21 protein-coding genes are annotated in these 23,818 nt (G+C 61.6%); 14 read left to right on the top strand and 7 right to left on the bottom strand.

The features are described from left to right. Nucleotides 1-17: 17 nt before the first annotated feature. The 5 genes from ACQR1I_RS35920 (at nt 18) to ACQR1I_RS35900 (ending at nt 11,757) form a co-directional block, all read left to right on the top strand. Complete coding sequence (locus ACQR1I_RS35920) at nt 18-8,177, top strand: hypothetical protein (RefSeq protein WP_434888906.1); 8,160 nt, start codon at nt 18-20, stop codon at nt 8,175-8,177. A gap of 47 nt (nt 8,178-8,224) precedes the next feature. Next, a complete protein-coding gene (locus tag ACQR1I_RS35915; protein WP_434888905.1) occupies nt 8,225-9,964 on the top strand; it encodes a discoidin domain-containing protein in 1,740 nt (579 codons plus the stop codon). After that, nucleotides 9,964-10,590 (top strand): SGNH/GDSL hydrolase family protein, encoded by a 627-nt coding sequence (locus ACQR1I_RS35910; protein WP_434888904.1) that lies wholly within the window; start codon nt 9,964-9,966, stop codon nt 10,588-10,590. The genes ACQR1I_RS35915 and ACQR1I_RS35910 overlap by 1 nt, the downstream gene beginning before the upstream one ends. A 336-nt stretch (nt 10,591-10,926) precedes the next feature. Further along, nucleotides 10,927-11,307: a hypothetical protein gene (locus tag ACQR1I_RS35905; protein WP_434888903.1), complete on the top strand. Its 381-nt coding sequence runs from the start codon at nt 10,927-10,929 to the stop codon at nt 11,305-11,307. Nucleotides 11,308-11,316: 9 nt separating this feature from the next. Beyond that, nucleotides 11,317-11,757 (top strand): hypothetical protein, encoded by a 441-nt coding sequence (locus ACQR1I_RS35900; RefSeq protein ID WP_434888902.1) that lies wholly within the window; start codon nt 11,317-11,319, stop codon nt 11,755-11,757. Between the two features lies 1 nt (nt 11,758). On the opposite strand, the gene ACQR1I_RS35895 is transcribed toward ACQR1I_RS35900, so the two are convergent. The 5 genes from ACQR1I_RS35895 to ACQR1I_RS35875 all read right to left on the bottom strand — a co-directional run bounded on the left by ACQR1I_RS35895 (nt 11,759) and on the right by ACQR1I_RS35875 (nt 14,949). Continuing rightward, the gene (locus ACQR1I_RS35895; protein ID WP_434888901.1) at nt 11,759-12,115 is read right to left on the bottom strand and encodes a transcriptional regulator; all 357 of its coding nucleotides are present in this window, start codon (nt 12,113-12,115) and stop codon (nt 11,759-11,761) included. A 102-nt stretch (nt 12,116-12,217) separates the two neighbouring features. After that, nucleotides 12,218-13,171, bottom strand: a complete 954-nt coding sequence (locus ACQR1I_RS35890) for a recombinase RecT (protein ID WP_434888900.1) — start codon at nt 13,169-13,171, stop codon at nt 12,218-12,220. Next, complete coding sequence (locus tag ACQR1I_RS35885) at nt 13,137-13,337, bottom strand: hypothetical protein (protein ID WP_434888899.1); 201 nt, start codon at nt 13,335-13,337, stop codon at nt 13,137-13,139. The genes ACQR1I_RS35890 and ACQR1I_RS35885 overlap by 35 nt, the downstream gene beginning before the upstream one ends. Then, nucleotides 13,334-14,194, bottom strand: a complete 861-nt coding sequence (locus ACQR1I_RS35880; RefSeq protein ID WP_434888898.1) for a PD-(D/E)XK nuclease-like domain-containing protein — start codon at nt 14,192-14,194, stop codon at nt 13,334-13,336. The genes ACQR1I_RS35885 and ACQR1I_RS35880 overlap by 4 nt, the downstream gene beginning before the upstream one ends. 122 nt (nt 14,195-14,316) lie before the next feature. Continuing rightward, the gene (locus ACQR1I_RS35875) at nt 14,317-14,949 is read right to left on the bottom strand and encodes a helix-turn-helix domain-containing protein (protein ID WP_434888897.1); all 633 of its coding nucleotides are present in this window, start codon (nt 14,947-14,949) and stop codon (nt 14,317-14,319) included. 210 nt (nt 14,950-15,159) lie between these two features. Here ACQR1I_RS35875 and ACQR1I_RS35870 point away from each other — a divergent pair, with 210 nt between their 5' ends. The 8 genes from ACQR1I_RS35870 to ACQR1I_RS35835 all read left to right on the top strand — a co-directional run bounded on the left by ACQR1I_RS35870 (nt 15,160) and on the right by ACQR1I_RS35835 (nt 21,080). After that, nucleotides 15,160-15,387: a hypothetical protein gene (locus ACQR1I_RS35870; RefSeq protein WP_434888896.1), complete on the top strand. Its 228-nt coding sequence runs from the start codon at nt 15,160-15,162 to the stop codon at nt 15,385-15,387. Next, complete coding sequence (locus ACQR1I_RS35865) at nt 15,384-15,611, top strand: hypothetical protein (RefSeq protein ID WP_434888895.1); 228 nt, start codon at nt 15,384-15,386, stop codon at nt 15,609-15,611. Before ACQR1I_RS35870 ends, ACQR1I_RS35865 begins: the two co-directional genes overlap by 4 nt. Further along, nucleotides 15,608-17,029, top strand: coding sequence for a DEAD/DEAH box helicase (locus tag ACQR1I_RS35860; protein WP_434888894.1), 1,422 nt, complete (start codon nt 15,608-15,610; stop codon nt 17,027-17,029). Before ACQR1I_RS35865 ends, ACQR1I_RS35860 begins: the two co-directional genes overlap by 4 nt. Further along, nucleotides 17,029-17,361 carry a hypothetical protein gene (locus ACQR1I_RS35855; RefSeq protein WP_434888893.1) on the top strand — a complete coding sequence of 111 codons (333 nt, stop codon included), beginning with the start codon at nt 17,029-17,031 and terminating at the stop codon, nt 17,359-17,361. Before ACQR1I_RS35860 ends, ACQR1I_RS35855 begins: the two co-directional genes overlap by 1 nt. Nucleotides 17,362-17,365: 4 nt before the next feature. Further along, nucleotides 17,366-17,869 carry a single-stranded DNA-binding protein gene (gene ssb, locus ACQR1I_RS35850; protein ID WP_434888892.1) on the top strand — a complete coding sequence of 168 codons (504 nt, stop codon included), beginning with the start codon at nt 17,366-17,368 and terminating at the stop codon, nt 17,867-17,869. A gap of 8 nt (nt 17,870-17,877) precedes the next feature. Then, complete coding sequence (locus ACQR1I_RS35845) at nt 17,878-18,240, top strand: DUF4031 domain-containing protein (RefSeq protein ID WP_434888891.1); 363 nt, start codon at nt 17,878-17,880, stop codon at nt 18,238-18,240. Beyond that, nucleotides 18,233-18,634: a VRR-NUC domain-containing protein gene (locus tag ACQR1I_RS35840; RefSeq protein ID WP_434888890.1), complete on the top strand. Its 402-nt coding sequence runs from the start codon at nt 18,233-18,235 to the stop codon at nt 18,632-18,634. Before ACQR1I_RS35845 ends, ACQR1I_RS35840 begins: the two co-directional genes overlap by 8 nt. Before the next feature lie 73 nt (nt 18,635-18,707). Next, nucleotides 18,708-21,080: a VapE domain-containing protein gene (locus tag ACQR1I_RS35835; protein WP_434888889.1), complete on the top strand. Its 2,373-nt coding sequence runs from the start codon at nt 18,708-18,710 to the stop codon at nt 21,078-21,080. 179 nt (nt 21,081-21,259) lie between these two features. Here the strand turns inward: ACQR1I_RS35835 and ACQR1I_RS35830 are convergent, their stop codons facing one another. After that, nucleotides 21,260-21,601, bottom strand: a complete 342-nt coding sequence (locus ACQR1I_RS35830) for an Acb2/Tad1 domain-containing protein (protein ID WP_434888888.1) — start codon at nt 21,599-21,601, stop codon at nt 21,260-21,262. Between ACQR1I_RS35830 and ACQR1I_RS35825 the strand changes: the two genes are divergently transcribed. Next, nucleotides 21,600-22,553: a glycoside hydrolase family 19 protein gene (locus ACQR1I_RS35825; RefSeq protein WP_434888887.1), complete on the top strand. Its 954-nt coding sequence runs from the start codon at nt 21,600-21,602 to the stop codon at nt 22,551-22,553. The two genes, ACQR1I_RS35830 and ACQR1I_RS35825, sit on opposite strands and share 2 nt — an antisense overlap. Here the strand turns inward: ACQR1I_RS35825 and ACQR1I_RS35820 are convergent. Next, nucleotides 22,537-23,622, bottom strand: coding sequence for a site-specific integrase (locus tag ACQR1I_RS35820; protein ID WP_434888886.1), 1,086 nt, complete (start codon nt 23,620-23,622; stop codon nt 22,537-22,539). The genes ACQR1I_RS35825 and ACQR1I_RS35820 overlap by 17 nt on opposite strands. Nucleotides 23,623-23,818 lie beyond the last annotated feature (196 nt).

Here is a 23,818-nt window from a genome sequence, read left to right as displayed (position 1 = left end):
CAACATTCGGTGGAAGCATGGACACGATCGCGGACTATACGGCCTGGAAGGCGAAGCAGCAGCAGACGAGCGTTGAAGCTGCGACGGCGGTTCTCTCCAGTCTCGATGCGTCGCCCGACCAAGTAGCCGGCGATCTGAACCTTGCTAACGACTTTGGCAAGGCGACTGGAAATCCGGTTCCTCCGGCACCGATGGTGCAGGAATATCGGCCGGTGTTTCAGCAGGCGATCGAGCGCGAGAAGAACCGCACCATCCTGTCCAACGCTCCGCGGCTGACGGAATGGCTCCGCAATCCTGAGAATGCAGCCGTGGCGCGCGACGATCTGTCGGGCTTGTCATGGTGGGAGACCGCGCTAGGAGCCGGCCAGAATGCATTGAGCCGTGGCGTCCGCCGCATCCCGCAATCCTTCAACCAGTACTTGGCCGGCGCGGCAGCGCAGCGAGCGCAGGATGCGAACCTGTCATTCGGCGAGATCCTGCGGCAGCAGACGGGCAGCCTGGAGCGCGTCAAGGATGGCCAGCCGACGGGCGAGTTTGTCCAGGAATTTCCCAACCCCGAGACGCTGCCCATTGCTGCGTTTCGATATGCTCAGTCGCGCCTCGCGACGATGTTTGGCATTGATGAGAAGAAGTCTGCCGAAAGCTTGCAGCAGAAGGCGGGCCTGATCGCCAAGCAGATCAACGAGATTGCCCTGTCTCCGGCGGGCGAGACCGGGCGCTCGAATTGGCAGGAGGCCAGCAAAGAGAACACGCTCTCCGCGTACATGCAGGCAATCGCGAAGGACCCCGGGTCCTTCACGGCGTTCGTAGCTGAGACGGCGGCGGAGAGCCTGCCGACGATGGCGGCGGCGATCGGCGTCGCGGCGGTGACGCGCAGTCCTACGGCTGGCGCGGTCACCATGGGTGCGTCGTCGGCGCTGACCGAGGCGGGCACTACTCCGGTCGAATTCTTCAGGGAGAACGGAATTGACGTCTCGACGCCGGAGGGAGCGGCGAAGGCGATCGGCAGCCCCGAGCTGATGCGCGAGGCGGTGAAGCGCGGCGATGTGCGCGGGCTCGTGATCGGCATCATGGATGGGATGTCCGGCGGTGTTGCGAGCCAGACGCTGGCGAAGTCGCACGCCGGGAACATGGTGCTGCAGGCGTTGACGCAAGCCGTGATGGGCTCGGCCGGAGAGTTCGGCGGACAGGTCCTGTCCGGGCAGCAACTCAATCTTGGCGACATTCTGCTTGAAGGCCTGGCCGAATTCGCCGGAGCCCCGGCGGAGGTCGCCGGCATGGCCGGAAGCCGCGTCATGTCCGAGGCGCGGAAGGCGAAAGATGCCGGCGATCGGCGGGCGCTGTTCCAGGCGCTATCGGGGCAGGCTCAGTCATCGCTGCTGCGCAATCGTATGCCGGAGAAGTTCCGTCAGTTCGTGGAAGCCGCGACGGCAAATGGTCCGGTCGAAAACGTGTACGTACCAGCTGATCAGTTCGTGCAGTATTTCCAGGGGCTGGGTGTCGACCCGTATGCGCTGGTTGACGAGCTGGACGGCGTCACGCGCGACGATCTCGACGCAGCGATAGCGGGAGGCGGTGATCTGCAGATCCCCACCGCGACCTATGCTGCGAAAATCGCCGGCTCGGAGCATGACGCGTTCCTGATGGACAACATGCGGTTCGATCCCGACCAGTTCACTGCGAAGGAGGCGGCCGAGTTCAATGCGCGTGCCCACGACGCCTTGCAAGAGGCATACGATGTCGCGGAGCAGGTGAGGCAGGAGGGCGAACAGCTTCGGTCATTCGAGCAGGAGATTTACGACACGATGGTGTCGCGCCTGCGCTCTGCCGGGCGTTCAACTGACGTCGCTACGACTGAGGCGATGCTCTATCCCGCGTTCTATCGCGTGATGGCCGAACGCTCGGGAATGACGACCGAGGAGTTTTTGCAGCGTTATCCGCTGCCGCAGGTGCAGGGCGATATTCCTCAGGGCATCCAGTACAAGGATGTCAACGAGCTGAACCGCACGCTTGCAGAAGCGCGGTCGCGCAAGACGGCGCGCGACAACCGACAGACGCTCCTCGAATTCATCGACCAGCATGGAGGCATCAACGATATCGGCGGCGAGCTGAAGGCGCGGAATGCTGAGACGGTGTCGCGCGGCAAGGGCAAGAAGACGCTCAAGCTCGCACGCAAAGGCATTGTGGCGGGCGCTCGCGATCTGTTCGGCGGCGGCGGTGGCAAGAAGCACAGCGCGGACGAAGTCGCTCGCGCGGCGATCGATGCGGGCTTCCTGGCAGAGGACCCGGTTGCGAACGAGTACCGCAAGGCGATCGCTGAAGGTCACGAAACGCCCGACATCACGGGGGCGTTGTGGGGGGCGATCGACCGCGAATTGCGCGGTGAGCCGCAGTATTCCGCCAATGAGCAGGCCGACGCCGCGGCGGCGCGTAACGCGGAGCTTGACCAGATTGAGCAATATCTATCCGGCCTGGGCGTGACGCTCGCGGATGATGACGCGACGATCAAGCAGGCACTCGAAGGCGCTCGGCAGTATGCACAGGAGAACTCACGCGCGTGGATGGACGCGATCCTAGCGAAGGGTAAGGAACGCAAGCAGCTCGCGGCCGATCTTGCGGCAAGCGGCAAGGCGGTGCGGTTGTCCCATGCTGATGGCCTTTATGCGCTGGCCGGCCCTGACATGTCGAAGCCCGGAATGTTCCGTCTGACGCGCTTCGACAAAGATGGGCCAGTCGGTCACACTGAACACAGGACCCTTGCTGATGCCGTTGAGGAAGGGTTGCGGATGAAGTATTCGCCCCCCTACAACAGCACGCTGCACCTGTTCCAGTCAGAAACCGCCCAGTCGACCGCGCGCGCGTTACTACCGCTCGATGTCCAGGAGTTTGCCCAGACGGTGGTGCACCGTTTCGAGCGACTTGAAGCGGCGCGCGAGCGGCTAAACAGCGTTGCTACGGAGGTTAGTCAGACGCTCGATCAGATCGGCGAGACGGTCGATTATCTCTATGAAGTGTCTGACGAACTAAACGCCTTCTCTGAGGACTTGCAGGCGTTCGCCGAACACTCGCCTGATGCTGTCGACCTGTTCGAGCTGGCGAGCCAAGCCGGCCAGATCATGAGGAGCGCTCGACGTACGGAGCGCTTCACGATCGAGCTTTCGCAGTCCGCACCTGATGAAGATCCTCTGTTCTCTCCGGAGCAGATTTCCAGGGTCGAGGATTTACAACAGACACTCGCCGAACTCTATCCTCAGGTTGAGCAGCTTGCGGAGAGCTATCGCGAGGGCGCTCGCGGCATGATGAAGGACGTGGCAAGCCTGCGGCATGATGTCGAGCAATCTCCGTCTATCAGCGATGAGGAATTCATCCGCCTGAGTGACAGTCTTCCGGATGCGGAGGGGTGGGTGCCGCTGCGGCAACTCGAAGACAAGCTTCGCGAGTTTGCCGGCGAGGTATCTGCGATGTCGGAGCGCGGCGGCGTCGGGCGGCAGTACGGGCAGAGCCAGCCTGCTCTAGATGTCCAGATTGATCCGGATACGGCGGTCCCGGTCGTGAGCGTGCCTCAGGTCGAGGCCAAGTCATGGGCTGACGAAATCGCCTGGATGAAGGAGCATCTTCAGGGCAAGACGTTCGCCGCTCCGGATGGGAGATCGGTCAGGGTATCCCAGCAATCGCGAAAGGCGATCTCGTCGAACCGAGGCGACGCGCGCAAGGCCGCGGTCTTGCATGCCCTGCCACAGGTGATCGCGAACGCTCCGATCTATGCGACCGCTCCTGACAACAGGGGGCGCGAAAACCTGTCGTATGCCTACGCGGCTGGCATGGTCGAGATTGAGGGGCAATCCTATGCGATCGGCCTCCGATACCGCGTTAGCGGTACCGGAGACGCGATCTTCTATCAGCTCGAAGGATATGAATTTGGACCGGGCGGTAGCATTCCTGCCGACGCTTCTGCAGCGGACCCGTCTGCGCAGGCTTCACCCGGCCCTAGCGCCGCTGTCGCCTCGCGCAAAATAGCCGATGTCGTGGACGCCATCAAGGGCAGCCCACTGTTCCAATCCGGCGGTCCTGGACCAAGAGGATCGATCCAGTTCCCGGCGGCCGGCATCGGCAACGGTGACACCGTGATACGCCTGTTTCAGACGGCCGATCTCTCGACGATGCTGCACGAGAGCGGGCACTATTTTCTGACCGTGATGCAGGATCTGGCGGCGCGCGGCGAGGCCGGAGCCGCGGCCGATTACAGCGTGGTCAAGGATTGGTGGAGCCAGAACGCGGCCGATGTCGCCAAGGATGCTATGCGGGTGATGCCTGACGTCCAGGTGACCGCGGAGGACGTCCAGGCGGCGCTTGCGAACGGGACCACCGGCGACGTCATGAAGGACGCCGCGGTTGACGTCGGCATGCAAGAGCAGTGGGCGCGCGCGTTCGAAACCTACCTGATGGAGGGCAAGGCCCCGTCCGCCGATCTGCGGAGTGCGTTTGAAAAGTTCCGGGCGTGGCTGCTGTCCGTCTATCGCCGGCTTGCCGGGTTGAACGTCAAGGTCTCTGACGATATCCGCACGGTGTTCGATCGGATGATTGCGACGGATCACGAGATCGCCAAGGCCGCGCAGGAAACCGGCGACGCTGGCCCGGTGTTCGCCACGGCCGAACAGATGGGTCTCACGGATGAGCAGTATGCGGCGTTCCTGAAGCTGCGCGACCAAGCGCAGGAGGAGGCTAAGGCGCGGCTGCTGCGCGAGACAATGGAGCCGATTAAACGGCAGCAAGAGAAGTGGTACAAGGAGGAGCGTAAGGCAGTCCGTGCCGAAGTCGAGCGCGACGTGAATTCCTACCCTGTGTTCCGGGCTCTGGAATGGATGGGCAATCGGCGGTGGTTCGGCGAGGGCCAGCCGGAGGAAATGCCAGACATCAGGCTTTCGAAAGATGCGCTCGTTGAGCGCTACGGTGAAGGCGTACTGAAGACACTCCCGCGCGGGAAGCAGACCGTTTACACCGTGGAGGGCGGTCTAGACCCGGATGAGGCGGCCGGCTGGTTCGGGTTCGGCTCCGGTGACGAAATGGTCAAGGCGCTCGAAAAGACGCTCGGGCGGAAGGCCGCTATCGACGCGGAGACGGATCGCGTGATGCGTGATCGTCACGGCGACGCGCTGCACGATGGCGATATCGAGGCGCGCGCGCTGGACGCTGTCCACGCGCCGGATAAGCGCGGCCTCTGGATCGCGGCCGAACTGAAGGCTGTCGTGGAAGTCGCCGGCCAAGGCAAAGCCATGACGATGAAGGAGGCCCGTGCCTCGGCGCGCGAGACGATCGCGAAGATGCGTGTTCGCGACGCCATGAATGCGAATCGCTTCCTGTCGGCAGAGCGCAAGGCAGCCGATGAAGCCGCACGTCTTGGCGCTCAGTTGGCGCGTGAGAAAATCTGGCTGGATGCTGCACGCCGCAAGATCGGAACCGCCGCGCGCGCGGTCGTGCGGGGCGAGGCATCGGCCGACGCGGTGGCCAGCGCTATCGAGGCGAACAACGCGAAGTTCGAGACGAAGACCTCGACGTATACTGCCAAGGGCGTGACGCGTAGCTCTACCAGCTTGGGGTACAATGATCTGGTCGCCAAGCTGATCGACGCCAAGCGGCGTCAACTGCTCAACCATGCGTTCTATTCGGAGGCGCGCAAGGTCGCTGATGAAGTCGAGCGGGCGGAAAGGTTCGTCGACAAGCTCGGGAAAAAGGCGCACCGCGAGCGTATCGCCGGGGCCGGTCGGCGCGACAATGCTCAGGTCGATTATCTCGCTGCGATCGACGAGCTGTTGGAGCGCTACGATTTCCGCCAGATGAGCGGCGTAGCGGAGCAGCGGAGGGGCTCGCTTAGCGCCTTCGTTGCAGCGATGACGGCCGCGGGTCGCGAAAACGAGTTGGCCATTCCGGAGAAGGTCTTGGCCGATGCGGCGCGGAAGCCCTACAAGACCTTGCCGGTTGAGGAGCTGCGCGGCGTCGTCGACAGCCTGAAGAACCTGGAGCACATCGCACTTCGCTGGGATAAGCTGATTGATGCGCAGCAAGAGCGCGAGTTCTCGGCGGCGGCCGAGAGCATCGCAGAGGCGATCAACTCGAACCTCCCGAAGCGTCCGCCCGGAGCAGTCAAGAGCAAAGCGGAGCAGGCGCGCAACACGGCGCGGGCGTATCTGGACAGCGTCCTTAATGCGACCACGCTGTTGCGGGAATTCGACGGCTTCAAAGATCGCGGCGCGGTTTACCGCTCGATCAAGGCTCCGATCGATGAGGCGCAGAACCGTCTGATCGTGCGAAAGCAGGAGGCGGCGAAGGCGTTGGAAAACCTGTACGCCGCATATAGCAAGGAGCAGCGCCGCGCCATGGCAGTGCGGGAGCACATGCCGGCGCTGAACATGGCTCTCTCGAAGTGGGAGCGGATTGCCATTGCTCTGAACACCGGCAACGACGGAAACCTGAAGCGCCTCACAGATCCGCGCCAGCGCCGCCCGTTGACCATGGATCAGGTCAACGCGGTGCTCGCCACTCTTGACGCCCGCGACGCGGATTTCGTGCAATCGGTGTGGGACTACATTGGTTCGTTCAAGGCTGATATCGCCGCACGCGAACGGCGCGCAACTGGCGTCGAGCCGGCTTGGGTCGATCCGTCGCCCGTGATGATCGGAGGGAAGCAGCTGGCCGGCGGATACTATCCGATCAAGTACGATACTCGCCTGTCCTCGGTCGCGGCCGATCGCGAGACGGTCGATATCGCCCAGTCACTGGCGGCTGGCAGGTTCGGGAAAGCGCAGACCCGAAACGGGCATCTGAAGGAGCGTGCGGCGGCCGGCGACGGCTCGATTGATCTCGACATGGCCGTGATGCATCGCCACGTCAATCAGGTGATCTATGACCTGGAGATGAGCGAGCCCGTCGCCAATGCGTGGCGGCTGATCCAGGACGGCCGCGTGCGCTCGGCGCTCGATGACGCGGGGCGCTCGTCTGATTTCGACGCTCTGCAAGCGTGGTTGAAGGATGCAGCGGAGGGCGAGCTTGCAGCCACAAGCCCGGTCGGCGCTGTGCTGCGCGGGCTCAAATCAAACTTCACGGCGGCAAAGCTGGCGTTCAATATCTCGAACGCAATCCTCCAGGTTGCCGGCGTGGCGCAGTCCTTCGTTGTGGTTGGCAAGAAGGATATGGCGCTTGGCATCGCCAAGGTTGCTCGCAACCCGGCTGCGGCGGCGCGTGCGGTGGCGGAGAAATCTCCGTTCATGGCGACGCGTCAGACCACCTTCAACAAAGACGTGATGGACTTCCTGGAAGACAGCACGGCCGGGGCCACGGCTTCACGGGTCAAGGAGTTCAAAAAGTCGATTTGGGGTCCGCTATCGTTCTGGCTGATGCAGAAGGTCCAATGGCATTTTGCCGACGTGCCTACCTGGATCGCCGGCTATGAGCAGGGGATGCGCAGGTTCGGCGATGAAGCGGTGGCGGTGGCGCACGCTGACGGCCTAGTGAAGCGCGCTCAGGCCTCGGGTCTGTTCGTGGATCGGGCAGGCGTCGAGCGCGGCTCGCTGTCATCGCGCAACCGGCAGAACGACGTCGTGAAGCTGTTCACGACGCTCGGGAGCTACATGTTCGCCAAGTTCAACGTGGCCTATGAGCGGACCGCGACAGCAAAGCATACGATCCAGGACGCAGGCGTGTCGGCGAAATCAGCGCAGGAGGTGGCGAGCTGGACACTCGACATGGCGCTGCTGTTCACGCTCGAAGCTCTAGTAGCCGCGGCCATCAAGGGGCAGCTGCCTGGGCAGGGTAGCGGTGACGATGATGAGAGCTGGCTTGCGTGGCTTGCGAAAAACACCGCATTCTCGGTGCTCGGGACGCTGCCGTTTATCCGCGACGGTGTGTCGGCGCTCCAGGGCCACGGGGGCGGCGGAGCCTATGGGAGCGTGATCGAGGAGACGGCGAAGGGCCTCATATCTGCCGGGAAGGTCGCGTCTGCCGCGGTGTCATCCGATAGCGAGGTGAAAGGCTCCGATGTCAAAAACATCGTCAACGCAACCGGCGTTGCCACCGGAGCGCCGACCGTGTTCATCAACCGCATAGTAGATGCGGGCTGGCGGCAGTCGGAAGGTGAAAGCGTATCGCCGCTCGAATATGTCTTCGGCAAATTTAAGAAATAACCGTTGTCCTCTCATGTTCCCGCCGTCTCCAAAACGGCGGGAACATCATGACTGTTGCGAGCGAAGTTAGTCGGTCTGGCCCCTATATCGGGAACGGCGTCACGACGATTTTCAACTACGGATTCCGCATCCTCGACGAGAGCCACCTCAAAGTCATCCGTTCTCTCGGCAGCGCGGAGACGGTTCTCACGCTTCACACCGACTACATCGTTTCGGACGTCGGGGCCGCTGGAGGAGGGCAGATCGCTCTCGTGGTCCCGCCGACATCTGCGCAGACTGTCACGATCCTGCGCGACGCTCCGTTCACTCAGGAGATCGACCTCGAAAATCAAGGGCCGTATTTCGCCGATACGATCGAGGGCGCTTTCGATCTAGCTGCAATGCGCGATCAGCAATTGAGCGAACGGCTGGACCGAGCGGTTGTTCTCCCGGCCTCGAATGCCAGCTTTTCGCTTGAGGCGCTGATTGCTGATATCATCGTGTTGGCCTCAAATCTGAGCGCCATCAATGCCGTTGCGGCGATCCCCTCCGGGAATGTGTCGGCGGTGGCTGGCGTTGCGGCATCAATCCCCGCGGTCGCTGCGGCGACGGCCAATATCGCTATTGTCGCACCGATCGCCGCTAACGTTACTTCGGTGGCCGGGGTTGCTGCTAATATCCCGGCGGTCGCGGCGAATGTGACCGACATCAACAATTTCTCGAAGATGTGGCTCGGGTCCAAGTCGACTGACCCGTCGACTGATAACCAGGGCGGGGCGCTGCAGAACGGAGCGTTGTACTGGAACACGACAGACAGGGCGTTCAAGTCTTACGATGGCACGTCCTGGAACAGCGGAGCCGTGTCTGACACTGACCGGCGCAACGCCGCTCTTGCGCTTATCTATCAAGCGAAGCTCTACGGGTTGACGGGCATCGGAACATTCAGGCGCGTGCTCAATCAGATCGCCGACGGCTTCACGACGATCGGCGGCATCAACACCGGGGCGTCCTCGAACTATCGCTTCGACAATATCCTTGGGATCGTTGGTCCCGTCCCTGGGTTTGGTGCCAGCCAGTCTGCTTTTGCAATCGCATCGTCCACGTCTTCGGGAAGCGCGGGGCAGACGGTCGACGGGGTGTTGACGACGGGATGGATTAGCGGCGAGAGCGGCGCTGGTGTTAGCGGCGTCTCGTGGATCGGCCAAAACTTCGGCGCGGCCAACGCAAAGCATATTCGCCAAATCATCATTTACCAAGGCAGCAACGGAGACGCGACTTACTCGGTGACGTCCGGGAAAGTGCAATGGTCCGACAATGGGTCGTCGTGGACGGACCATTCGACGATCACGCTCCTTGCGACCCAGAGCCGGCAGGTGTTCGCGCTGGCGGCATCCGGCCCGCATCAGTACTGGCGCATTCTCGCCAACTCGGCGGCCGGCGCGGCCAACCGCTGGGCGGTTGCCGAGTTGACTATGAGCGAGAGCGCGGATATCGCAACGGCCATGGTCCTGACCACCATCATGCACACGGCAGATGCGAACGTGAACCGGGCGCGGGCGCTGATCGAGTTCGACAATTCGGCAAATCCAACCGTCGGGACCGACGTGACGGTCGAATTGACTTGCAATGGCGGAACGAACTGGCATGCGGCGACTATCGCTTCTGTGTCCACAAACGGCCAGAGCGGCAGGAAAATCATTGAAACCGTCGATCAGGCCTGTACAGTTGGAACCCTTTTCGGAGCCCGGATAAAGACCTTCAACGGGAAGGACTTCCAGATGCACGGTTTACAGCTGGCGGTTCATTGATGTCGGCGGCAGTCAAAACAGCGTTTCTGTTGGCCTGCGCGATCCTGTTCGCAGCATGGAAGGTCTTTATCATGCCGTTCTATCTAAGCAGTAACGTGGTGAACGTGACGTTGATCGGGGACAGCATCATTGCGAACATGGTGCCGTTCAAGGCCTCGATGCCCGCCCCATTCAACAATCACCAGAACCTCGGCCTCAGTGGCGACACAATGGCGCAGATCCGCGCTAGGATCGCCAGCGTCTCGGCGAGCGCTACTCACTTGGTGATCGAAGGCGGGACTAACGATCTTGTCGGATTGAACACCACCGCGGGGATCATCCCGAACTATACCACGATCATCAACGCCTTTGCCCCGGCTATGCGTGTTGTTGTCGTGGGCATTCCTCAGGTGGATGAGGCTGCGCTAGAGATCGCGCATCCTGGATGGTCGCTCTATCTGAACAATCAGAAGATCCGCGACATGAACAACTCGATCTCGGAACTTTGCCGGTCGATCACGAATTGTGTTCCGGCGACGTCCGTAATGTCGCGTAGCATGGTCGGCCGCGCGGGAGACGGCATCCACCCGAACGGCACGGAGAGCATCGAGCGGGTGCGCCTGCTGTTGCCGTATCTCGGCTTGTAGGCGCACCAGAGAAACAACCATCGCGCGCTATAGCCTACGCAACGGAGACGTTGTCAGGCTCGCGCTATGGACCAAGAGATGCGGTCGGAAATCGAAAAACTGCATGAGAGGATTGGCGACTTGAAACAGCGCGTGACAATCCTGGAGACGGATTTGCCCTACATTCGCAGGGGCGTTGACAAGATCGAAAACTCGATCTCGTGGGCCGTGCGAATCATCTTGGGCGCGATCCTCGCGGCGTTCCTTGCCTTTGCTCTTCGCGGGGGTCTTCACCCACCGCTTTAGCCGGCAACTCTTGCGGCGGCATGTATGGGGCCTCTCAACTGGAGGCTTCATATGTTCAGCACTGCTTTGAACGTCACCATCTGCCTTGTGGTCATGGTCGCTGTAACCCTCGGCTATGCGCTCGTCCTGCGGCCCATCCTGCGCCGACTGCCGCGCTTCCAAGCGCTCTACGATGAGGCCGATGGCTTCTGGGCTAAGGCCTGGGTCTACTGCGGCCACTCGCTGACGATCGCTTGGAGCTACATTCTGGCCGGTGTCGGCATCGCATTCTCGCTGCTCGACAAGGCCGGTTTGCTGCTCGGGGATCCGGAGTTGAACCTGCAGCAGAAGACTGTCGATCTGCTGAAGGATCATCCGCAGGTCGCCGGCTGGGTCGTGATCGCGTTCGGCTTGATCACGCTGGCGACTCGCCTGCGCACCCTCGTGAACTAGGAGGGCGCTATGCTGTCGCTGGTTTCCATGCTCGCGCCGTTGCTCGTCAACAAGCTGAGTGACGCGTTCATTGCCTACGAAAAGAAGCAGATCACGCTTGCCGAACTGAATGCTCGGGTCTCGCAAGCGTTGATGGAGTGCTTTACGGAGGTGATGAAAACTCAGTCCGACGCGCTCGCAAAGACGTTCGCCACGTTTGGCGACGTGATGAAGAACTCGCGTCTGGTGCGCGCCGTCTGGGCTACTGTCGTGCTTTCTCAGGTCTGCGTTCTGGTGTTCCAACAGGTCGGAGCGCCTGCGATCGTCTATTTCGGTGGGGGCGTTTGGCCGTCTGCCGGCGCAACGATCGATTGGGCGTACCTGCTGATCGTCGGTCTGTGCGGCCTCGGGCCGGTCGTGCTCAATGCCGGCCCTGGCAAGGTCAACGTAGATAGCCTCAAGCCGAAATGATCTATGCCGCGCGGGGGCGGGTGGCCTTGCACAGCACCTCCCCGCGCGGCAACGATCCTTTGTCCTTCAGGATCGTCAACGCCTTCTGTGGCGGCATGTACGATCGCCGGCCGGGCCGCTGCTGATCATCCTCGGTCTGCCACTGGAGCTCCAGCCGACAAAGCTGCGTCCACAGGTTCATCTCGCTGGCCGTGCTGCGCTCGCGGCGAAGGGCGCGAAACAAGTCGTAGAGTTCTGCGCCGCGCTGCATGCGCCGATTGTTGAATGTCTGCCTGCATGGAGCGGCGCAGAATTCCTGGCCAGCCCGGCGCGCGCTGATCGGGTTCCCGCATTCCTGGCACTTGTGAAGCTTGGTCATGACCGGCGTTCTCCTGATGCAAAAGGGCGCCGCCCGTTTAAATGGCGGCGCCCTTGTGTTGCATGGTGTTGTGAAAAACGCAACAGTAAAATCACGCCTCGATCAGATGTCGTCACCCGGTTGCGGGCCTTCGTTGGAAAAGCGCGGGTCGTTCTGATCCGGCTCGTCCTGGTCGAACACTTCGCCCGTATCCGGGTCGTGATCCGGTTGCGTCTTTGGTTCCGGCTTCGCCTTGGTGGGCGTCACGTCCTTGAGGATCGCTGCCGCTCCGCCGCGCTTCTTCGGCGCGGTGAACTGGGTTGCGGGCGGCGTCTCGCCCGGCTCTGCCGGCTGCTCGAACGTATAGTCGTCGTCGATGCGCTCGGCGGCTTGGTGCAGAGCATCGCGGTCCGTGCTGCTCGGCAGATACTTGGAGATGCGGCGGAACACGGTCTTGCGCGCCATTTCCGCCCAGTCCGTCACCCACGGCGTGGACCTGATCTTGTTCGCCTTGAAGGCGCGGTAGGCGTCTGAGCGGTCGCGGATCGCATTGACGTCGGAGACGTTCATCACCTCGTGAACGATACCACCGCTGATCAACTCCGCGATGGCATAGACCGCATAGGCTTCGCCGCGCTCCTTGCTGTGATCCACCTTGTGGGTGACTGGCTTCTTGGCGTTGGTCGGCTCGTGCGTGAACTTGTCCTTCTCGCGGACAACCTCGACCACAAGGCTTTTGATCTGGCCGCTTTGATACGCCAGTTTCAGGAGCCCGCGCATCATCGGCCGATACTGCACGTCGCCGTTGTGATCCACGACAAGCGCGGCCTCGCGGCCGTCCAGGATCAGGCCATCCGCTGCGGCCTTGGTGCAGGCAGCGAGGAGGGATTGCGGGTTCTTCACCTTGTCGATGTTGCGGGTGAGGGCGATTGCCGTCTGCGCCGTGCGAACAAAGCGCTCGGCGGTGATGTGGCCGGGCAACGCCTTCTTGAATTCCGGCGTCATGCTGTTGAGGTGATCGCGCAGCGTAGGAGGCTTGCGGTCAACCTGGGCCGGTAGTGTTGCGGTCTGCGTCATTGGCGATTTCTTTCATGATGTCGGCAGCGCGGGATTGCACGATGCCTGAGGCAGAAGTGCTGAGATCGGTCAGCACCATGACGGCGGTGGAGCGGTCGCGATCTGGAGCGCGGCGATAGTAGAATGCCGCGCTCCAGAACCGGCGCGCGGTGTCGGCGCTGGTCACCCGGGCAACGCTTCGTCGAGCGCTTCGGGAGCCTGCGTCAGTCGATAGTTCCAGCGCTTGAACGAAAGCTCTTGCACGCCCTCGCCATAGCTCGGCCAGCGGTTCGCCTTGCGACAATCGGCGTAGGTGTTGAGCGCCTTACGCATCACCGCGCGTCCTTCCTCGACGATCGAAGGCGGCAACTCATACACCGCGAACGCGTATGGCGGTTCTTTCTCGAACGAAAGGAAGGCGAAGGCGTCGACCTGCTGGCCGCAGGCTTGCCAGCCATCGGTATAGAATGCCTCCTGCGCGTGGTATCCATAGTTGACGACGCTCTTGGCGAAAGCGTCGGGGTGAGCGCTGGCTGCCGTCTTCACGTCCAAGATCAGCTTGAGATCGCGGCGATATCGATCGGGGCGACATCGGCAGAGTTCGCCAGTGTCCTGGTCGATCCAATACCCCGACGCTTCATTGACACCATCCCCGCCGGTGATGATGCTGTTGACCCATGGGTCTGCATGCACGGTATCGCGGACCGTGAGGACGCCGTCATAATCCCCGGAGGTGAGAAGAAGCTTCTTGTCGACCTTGCAGATTTCGGCGACGTCCTTCCACTTATTCCCGCGCCGATCCTCAGGGCCTCGAACTACCATCTGTTCGAATTCGTTGGGCTGGAGAATGGCAAGGTGGCACGCATGGCCGAAGTCGAATGGCTTGGTCTCTTTGCGCAGACCGAACTTGTAGTGAGCGGGAGACCTGGTTTCGATAGTCCAAAGACCGGACTTCGATACTCCTTCGCCGGAATGGTAGGCGTCTTCGCTGAGCTTGAGGTACACCCCCGGCTTCATGCCGGGGGGCTTGGCTTGGATGTTCATGTGTTGCGACCTCGTGTTGTGAAGTCCGCAACACTGATCGCAACACTATGCGGCTGTCAAGCCGATTTTGGGAAGTTAACGGCTAAGCAGCCGCTGTGACAATCTGTCGCTGTAAGGTTGAGTTAAGGGATAATGGCAATCACTGGGGTAGCGGTATCGAGAGCAAATTCTTTCACCTTGCCGTCGACACACACCACCCGGGCTTCGCCCGTCTTCCTGGCCCGCTCGATCTTGGCCAAGATCTGTTCTCCCTGGTTCGACCGGCAAATTGCGAGCACTCCGATAGCTGCGCGCTCGACGCCCTCGGTGTGGCCGAACAGCACTACTGCATCGTCCAGGAAGGTCAGGGGACCTTGCGTCGCTCTGATCTGCGCTGCGAGGATGCGGCTGTTCCCCGTCTCCCGCATGGAGATGGCGGCGTTCGCGCGGTCGATTATCTGCTGTGGAAGTGGTCGCGGGTCCTTTAGCCGTTCAATCTGGCCTTTTTCATTGATCGCTGCCGCGAGCATGATCCGCGTAGGTTGCCCATCAATATCAACGGACACGCCTGCGTGCTTGAGGACTTCGCTAACCGGAGCCCCAAGGAAGTGAGCAATTGCACTTGCTTCGTTCATCTTCATTTTCCGTGATCCAGAAAACATCCTGGAGACGGCTGAGACATCGAGTTCTAGGTGTCTTGCCAGCCCTCTCATAGACAATTGTTTTTCTTCTAATCTTTTAGTGAACCACGCCCCATCAATCTCCTGATCGGACATTGCTGCAATCCCTCGTCTTGTTTACGCGTCACCTGTTATCCCCTGTTTTGTTGCACGATCCGCAACAGGAGACAATGCCGCTGGAAACAAACGGTGTTCCGGTATGCTGCGATTGTAGGCATTCCGGTAAGGAACGATGCTACTCGCCCTTGACGTTGTGAAAACAGCAACGTATGTTGTGAAAACAGCATCATAGAAGGTTTCCTTAAAGTGAGCAGGACCGAACAAGCCACGCCCTGGCAGCGTGTCTATGCCAAATTTGGGCTCTCACAATCTGAGTTTGCTCGCACGCTGAACCGCCATCGTTCGAAGGTCAGCCGCGCGCTCAAGGACCGGAAGGGGCTTATCGGCGGGCGGGACCAGGAACTGATCCTTGAAGCAGCCAAGGCCTGTAACGTTACAATCACTCCTGACGACATGATCCCGAGTGGCAGATGAGCGACGCGGCTGCAGCGCCGCGCTCGCCGATGACCATCGGACAGCAGGCGGAATTCCTCGATTACCTGATCTCGCGAACGATCGGCCGACGCGGAGACGTCGCGGTCGAAACTACGATGCTGCTCACGGCTGAAGAAGTCGAGACGCTGTCAGGCATTGCGGCGCGGCTGCATCGGATCGCGCCGCATGAGAAGGCGGTTCGCCGGATGGTGTCAGAGCGATGAGCAGTCTCGTTCTCCGCCCTGATCAAGAGGACGTGCGGGCCAAGCTACGCGTGGCGCTGCGAACCTACCTCTCGGTGCTTGTGTTTGCGCCAACCGGGTTCGGTAAGACGGTCCTCGCCGCAAAGCTGATCGAACTGCTATTCGCTGCGAAAAAGCGCGTGATCTTCTGCGTTCATCGCGTTGATCTGATCACGCAAACCGCAAAGACGTTTGAGCGCTGCGGCATTCCATTCTCATACATTGCATCAGGTTATCACTACAACCCGCATCACCGCGTTTATATCGCCTCGATCGCAACGTTAAAGAACCGACTGGGAAAAATCCCAGCTGACTACATTATGGTTGATGAAGCGCACCTAAGCGCCGCGAGCGGATGGGCCAAGGTGGCTCACCACTACAAAGGCGAGGGGACGCGCGCCATCGGACTGACCGGGTCTCCTGAGCGTTTAGACGGTAAGCCTCTCGGCGACGTCTGGGACGATATGGTCATGGGGCCGTCTGTCCGATGGCTGATCGAGCAAGGGCACCTCTCGCGCTACCGGGCCTTCGCTCCTGCTGGTATCGATCTCGCCGGCATCCACTCTCGCAATGGCGATTACGTCGCATCCGAGATCGACGACTTGATGTCGGGTAAGGCGGTGCTCGCCGGCGCGGTTCGGCACTGGCGAAAGTTCGCGGGTGGCAAGCGCACGATCGCGTTCGCTCCTTCAGTCGCTCGTGCGGAACAGCTGGCTGCGGAGTTCCGGGCAAATGGCGTGATGGCTGTCGCGCTCGATGGCGAGACGCCGCAGACCGATCGCCGGTCCGCGTTCATCGGCTTCGCTGACCGGCAGATTGAAGTCATCGTGAATTGCCAGTTGTTCTGTGAAGGGTTCGACCTTGCCGCTCAGGTAGACCGCGACGTGACTATTGAGGCGGTCTTGCAGTACTCGCCTACGCAGTCGCTCGCGAAGCATCTGCAGCAGCTTGGGCGCGGCCTGCGCAAGAAGCCGGAGCCGGCTATTCTGCTCGACCTCGTCGGCAACCTATCGCGGCTCGGCCTGCCTGACGATGAGCGCGAATGGTCGCTCGAAGGGCGCAAGAAGGATGCCCGCACCGTCGAGAACCTGACGTGTCCCGAATGCTTCGCGACGCATGCGCCGGCTCGTCAATGCCCGGAATGCGGACACGCTTACCCGGCGCAGTCGCGCGATAGCCTCGGCGTCGGCCGGGTGCTCGGCGAGGTAGAGGGCGAACTCGAAGAAGTCGACGTGGCGGCGCTGCGGCGTGAACGGGCGCGAGAGCAGTCGCAAGCGGAGACGCTTGACGATCTGGTCAAGCTCGCAATGGCGCGCGGCTACAAGTCTCCGGAGAAATGGGCCGGCCATGTGTGGACCGCACGGCAGGCCAAGACAGCATCGCATGACAGGGGGGTGTGATGATGAGCGTCACCAAGCCGATCGAGTGCCCGTGTTGCAAGCAGTCTGTTCGCGTTCCGTCGCTCGACATCGTGATTGACCATTACAAGGTCACGCCGCTGGAGGCGCGAATTCTCGGTGCGATCTGGAAGGGTAAGGGCCATCCCGTCATGCCCGAAAGGATCTTCGATGCGATGTACGTTGACGACCCGGACGGCGGGCCGTCTCCTACGCGCATGTATTCCGCATTCAAGGTCGCGCTCTGCCATCTGCGCACGCGGCTGGAGGGCTCCGGCATCTCGATTGAGAACGTCGGTTATCGCCGGGGATACCGGCTCGTCATTGGAGGGTAGGGGAATGGCAGGGCATCTCAATCAGGTCCAGTTGATCGGGAACGTTGGCGACGATCCCGAAATCAAGACGCTGTCGAGCGGCAGCGTCGTTGCAAACTTCTCGATCGCCACGTCCGAAAGCTGGAAGGACAAGAGCACTGGCGAGAAGAAAGAGCGCACGGAATGGCACCGCATCGTCGTTTGGAACGAGGGCTTGTGCAACGTGATCGAGCAGTTCGTTCGGAAGGGGAGCAAGGTCTTCGTTCAGGGCGAACTACAAACCAGGAGTTGGGAGAAGGACGGCGAGAAGCGCTATTCGACGGAAGTTGTTCTGACCGGCTTCAAGTCGCAACTGATCCTGCTCGGTGACAGCGGTCGCGGCAAGAACAGAGACCCGAACGGAAACGCGGAGCGGCCGGGCAACAGCTATTCGGAGGCGACTGGCCGCGCTCCGCGCGAAAGCGCAGCACCACGCCGCGATCCGATTTCGACGGGCCGCCCGCACCCCGACGATGACATTCCGTTCTGAGGTGCGCCATGCCGGTCTTTGTCGACGATATGCAAGCCCCGTTCGGCAACATGATCATGTGCCACATGTGGGCTGACAGCGACGCCGAATTGCTCGCGATGGCCGATAAGATCGGGGTGCAGCGGAAGTGGATACAGGGTCACCCGACACTGTCGCTGCCACGGTTCCGGAAGGCGTCGTGGATCCACTTCGATATCGCGAAAAGCAAGCGCGCTCTCGCGGTCAAGAACGGCGCTATCGAGACCGATCGGTACGGGCCGCTCGAACATGAGGCTAAACTCGATCTCGCGTCGGGAGTTGCCGCCCGCGTCGAGCGAGGCAAGAAGCGCCTGGAGCGAATCGCTGGCGCAAGGATGGTTGGCGATGTCTGAGGCCGATCTGATGCGGCTGCTGCAACGTCGCGCCTCGCAACTCGGGGCGCGGCTGTTTCGGCAGAATGTCGGTCAGGCGTGGACCGGGATGCTCGAACGCGGCAACGGCCGCGTGGTCCGGCTCGGGCCGGGCGATGTGGTCTTGCGGAATGCGAGACCGTTTCATGCCGGCGTTTCCGGGATGTCGGATCTCGGCGGGTGGTTGCCGGTCCAGGTGACGCCCGACATGGTCGGGTCAACCATCGCGATCTATGTGCAGGTGGAGGTCAAGGCCGGCGGCCGGCCCACAAGCGAACAGCTCGCATGGATTGCCGCGGTCAACAAGGCAGGCGGCCGGGCCGGGGTCGCCCACAACGAAGCTGAGTTATCCGAGATAATCAACGGGTTGCTCTGAAATTCACTTGACCTTTATCTGCTCTGTGTTGTGATTAACGCAACACGCAAATCACCCAGCATCGCGGGTCGTCATGTCGTCCGATGTCGAGCGCCTGAGGCGCGACGTTTCACTGCCGGATACCGCTTCGTCGTTCGGCGTGAAGCTCGAAAAGGACGGCGACGAATTCGTTGGGTGTTGTCCGTTCCACGCTGAGAAGACGTCGTCGTTCACGATCTTCGTGGGGAAGGACCACGTTCAACGCTTCCACTGCTTCGGCTGCGGTGAGCGCGGCGACGTGCTGGACTTCGTCCAAAAGATCAAGGGCGTTGGTCTGCGCGAGGCGATCAGCATCCTGGGCGGGGCCTCGGTCGGTCCGAACGTCACACCTCGGCAAGTCAAGGCGCGCGACATCTACGAAGGCATTGAGCCGATCGAGCCGCCCGCAAACCTGATTGAGGTGGGAAAGCGCGTCCGGATCTACAATCCGAAGCGCAAGGATGATCCGTCCGAGTGGGGCGGCTTCGCGCCATCCATGGTGTTTCCGTATCGGCGTGTTGATGGCTCGCTGTTCGGGTATGTGCTGCGGCATGAACTCGGGGAGGGCGGCAAAGAAACCCCCATGATAATGGCGGTTCGCCTGCCCGATGGGCGCGAGTGCTGGTCTCGATATCCGTTCCCCAAGCCGCGCCCGCTGTACGGTCTTGACCGGATTGGCGACGCGCGGCAAGTGATCGTCGTTGAAGGCGAGAAGTGCGCGGACGCGCTCGCGAGCGAAACCGGCCGGGTGGTGCTGTCGTGGGCCGGCGGAACGCAGGGCGTGAAGCATACCGACTGGTCGCCACTGTCCGGGCGGAACGTTGTGATCTGGCCGGATGCGGATGCTCCAGGCCTGAGCACCGCCGACGAAATCGCAACGATCCTCGTTGGGCTCGGCTGCACGGTGCGTGTGATGGATGTCATGCGCGACGATCCACCGAAAGGTTGGGATTGCGCTGACGCGATACACGACGGCTGGGACAAGGCGCGCGTCGATCAGTTCATGCGCGAGACGGTGCGGCCGTGGGCACGTCCAGAAGCGGCACAGCAGCCCGCGGAGAAGCCCACGCCTGTTGCCGGTCCTGCGCCGGCCGCGCCGGCAAAGCCGATTGTGGAGGCCCGCACGGTCCAGCAAGAGCAGGAGCAGCCGGCGACGGTCACCGACATCCGGACGCGTCGCACGGTCGCGGCCGATGATAACTGGATGCTCGGGCTGGTCTGCAACGAAGAAGGCAAGATCAAGCCGGGGGCAACGAAGAATTGGGCGCTGTTCCTGGAGAACCACCCCGACATGGCCGGCGTGTTCGCCTTCGACGCGTTTAAACTTCGCGTCATGCTGATGCGCCGGCCGCCCTGGGAAGCCGGCAAGGCTTGGGATGTGCGCAGTATCCAAGACCGCGACTACAGCGAAGCTGTGATGTGGCTGGAGGCGCGGCAAATGTCGCCGAAAGCCTCGAACATTGCAGCCGTGATCCAGACGATTGCCGAGCGCTCCAGCTTCGATCGGCTCCGTGAGTATCTGGAGGGACTGAAGTGGGATCGCCGGCCGCGCGTCGAGAAGTGGGTGACGTACTACATGGGCGTTGAGGATACGCCGTATGCCCGCACGGTCGGCCTGCGGTGGCTCGTCTCGGCCGTGGCGCGCGGGCTTCGCGCGGGCTGCAAGGTCGATACGATGCCGATCCTCGAAGGACCGCAGGGCGCGCGGAAATCGACGGCGCTGCGCTTCTTGTACGGCGACGAGTTCTTCACGGACGAGCTGAGCGATGTTGGCTCGAAAGATGCCAAGATGGAGATGCAAGGCGTCTGGGGGATCGAGGTCGCGGAGATGCACAAGTTCTCCGCGGCTGAGGTCAACGCCGTCAAGAAGTTCCTGACGCAGCAGACGGACAGGTTCCGTCCGCCCTATGGTCGCACCGTCATCGAAGCGCCGCGGCGCGTCGTGCTGAACGGCACGATCAACCCGGAAGGGAACGCCTATCTCCGAGACCCGACCGGAGCACGCCGCTTCTGGCCGCTGACTGTCGGGAGTATCGACACCGATGCAATCGCGATCGATCGCGATCAGCTATGGGCCGAAGCTGTCGAACTCTACCGCGCGAATACCCCGTGGTGGGTCCAGGAGGAGGAGCAGCAGGCAGTCGAATTCGAGCAAGAGAAGCGCACCGATGTCGACGTGTGGGTTGATAAGATCGCGCCGCTGATCAAGGGGCAAACGTCCATCGCTCAGATCGATATTCTGGGCCACCTCGGTATTCCGATGAAAGACGCGGATTGGCGTCACGCTGGCCGCGTCGGCCGGATCATGAAAAAGCTCGGGTGGGCAGTCGGCCGCGATCGACGCGGCAATGAGGACCGCGTGATGTTCTACGCTCCGCAGCGGAGCGAGGCGGCGGGCGGAGACGAGCAAAAGACGCTGGATTGGTGATCGCTATGTTCAAACTGATAATCGAACCCGGCAACATATCTCGCAGCATTACGCGGGAGCAGTGGTGCGAAATTTATCGTTGGCTGCGGCTATCGACGAGGATCATCAAAGACGCGATGGGACAAAAAGAAAGCCCGGTCTTGCGACGCGGGCTCTTGAAGTCTCACGGGAGGTAACGGCTAGTTGTTGTCCTCGGGCAGCGGGATGCGCGACCCGGCCGGCGCGAATACAGCCTTGTAGAACTGCATGAATGCTTTCTCCGCGTCGGTTACGCCGATCGCGATGCGCCGCTGATCCGCCGCTGCGCCCATGCTCTTGAGCCGGTCGGCATAGCGCAGAACGCGCTCCTCCAGCTGCTTGCCCTCGTTCACGATGTCGATGCTCTCTTGCGATTGCGTCGGCTGATAGCCCGCGACGGGTAGTCCCTTATGGTTCATGGCTTGTCCTCTTGCCGGTTCGTTCGCCACAACCATCAAGAGGCAATGGTTGTTGTGTAAACCACAACAGAGGATATCCCTCATGACCATTCGCTTGACTACCGAGGCAATGCGAGCGCTGTTCCCGCGCGCTCCACAAGCCGTGCTCGATGCGTTCGTGGCGAAGCAGGACGCGGTTCTTACGCCCGCCGGCATCAACCACACGAGACAGCGTCTCAAGTATTTTTTCGCCAACATCGAGCACGAGTGCGGCGGGTTCACGATCCCGCGGTTGACCGAAAATATCAACTACACCGCTGAGCGCATGGCTGCCGTCTGGCCCAATCGTTTCAGTTCGGCGGCGCATGTCCGCGAGAAGTACGGCACCGCACCGGGCTGGCAGCATGGGGCGTTCGATGACATCTACGGCGGTCGCATGGGGAACGTCCCTGGCACGCACGATGGGTCAACGTTCATCGGCCGCGGTGGTCCGCAGTGGACTGGGCGCGGCGGCTACGCTGAGTGTCAGGACCGAACGGGCCTGCCTGCACTGTCACAGCCGGATGTGATCTGCGGCCATGCTGTGCAGCCGGAAGTGTGCGCGGCCTTCTGGTCGTGGAAGCGCTTGAACGCGAAGGCTGACGTCGGCGATTTCAAGGGCGCGGTGCGCCTCTGGAACGGTGGTACGAACGGGCTCGCGGACCGGCTCGCCCAGATGAAGGGCAACGATCCGATCATCGATCGCTTGAACAACTCGGACGCGATCGAGAGCACCGTCAACCAGCTGCCGGGCAAGCCGCCGACTGCGACGCCTCCCAAGGAGGTCATCAACGAAGCGACGGCGAAGGAGCGGAAGGCTCGCAAGGCAGCGGCGGGGGCGGGCGCGGCCGGCGCAGGCAATGAGGGCGCGAAGACCTCGGGAACTGTGGCCCACGACGCTCCGTTGCTTCCGTCGATCGTGGCCTATTCCGTGCTCGGCCTGGCTGTCGTCGTCGCGGTGGTGGCCACGGTGATGATCGCGAAGAAGCGGGCGGCAGTGGTCAAGAATTGGTTCTAGCCGTCACCTTGGCTAGCCACTTCCACCCCGCGTATTTGTCCCCGCGCTGCCGCAGTTGAGTGTATCGCTTAAGGCTGTTCCATGAGCGATGACCGGATACTGCGGCGGCGTGCGGGATGGTGTATCCCCGCTCGAACAGCCACGACACGCCGTCATGGCGCAAATCGTGGAAGTGCAAGTCGTCGATCTCGAGGAGCGCGCATGCGCGCGTGAATGCTGCGCTGATGGCGTCGGCAGAGTAGGGGAATATCTCGGGGCCAACCTTTGGCATGGCCTTGATGATCTGCATGGCCGGCTCAGGCAGATCGCACCATGTATCATTCCCGTCCTTCTGGCCCGGGTGCTTCATGTCGCGTACCAGGACTCGGCTATGTTCTTCGTCCAGGTCCGACCATGTGATGCGCGTGATCTCTTCCTGACGTCTGGTCGAAAAAACCGCGAACGCGATTAAACGGCACATTGGCGCGGAGGATGGGCGGCGTTTCTGGCGCTCCTCGAAGTGCGCCATGAGCCGGTCAAGCTCCTCTATGGTCGGCCGCCTATCGCGCTCCTTGCTCTTTGAGATGATGCCGAGCTTGCGCAACACGACCTGGGCTTCTTCGATCGCCGCGCGGTCGAGCGGGTAGCGCCACATGGGTTTCGCAACGGCAAAGATCGCGGCGAGGTGTGAGAGGTAGTTGCCACGCGTCTGCGGTGCGCAGTCCAGTTGCTTCGCAAAATCGGTGATCGCGGCCGTATCGATCTCGGAGCAACGCTTGCCGGCAATGCCAAAGGTCTTGATCGTTCGGAGCACCTGCGCCTTGGTCCGGCCGATCTCCTTTTCGCTCTCGGCTATGTACTGGTCGATGACCGCGGAGAGGAGCGGATCGTTTGCCGAGATCTTTGCGCGCTCGATCGCGCCCGGCTTTGAAAGCTCGTCCTCGCGTCGGCTGATCCAGGCAGCGGCGGCGGGCCGGCGATCGAATGTCTGCGTTTCGCGGAGGACAGTCACGCCCTCGCGCTTGATGATGATCTTTGCCATATAGGCTGTTCCGCCCTTCTTTCGGGGGCGCTCGACGATGGTTCCCATTTCGGTATCACATGGCTCCAGGCGGGATCACATTGTGATACTAGCAGACGATGAATGCTCCGCAATGCGGGCAAAAACACAACAAGCCACAACATGTTGCGCAACGATCGCAATGGTAAATGACAGATAAATCAATGAATGCAGGGGCTAACGACAGGTGGCGGTTCTGCACAGCGCCGATGATGGATTGGACGGA

The organism is Bradyrhizobium sp. HKCCYLS2038 (assembly GCF_051167655.1).
Taxonomy (GTDB): domain Bacteria; phylum Pseudomonadota; class Alphaproteobacteria; order Rhizobiales; family Xanthobacteraceae; genus Bradyrhizobium.
Note: the sequence above shows the minus strand (reverse complement) of the source record. Positions and strands in the feature narration are given on the sequence as shown.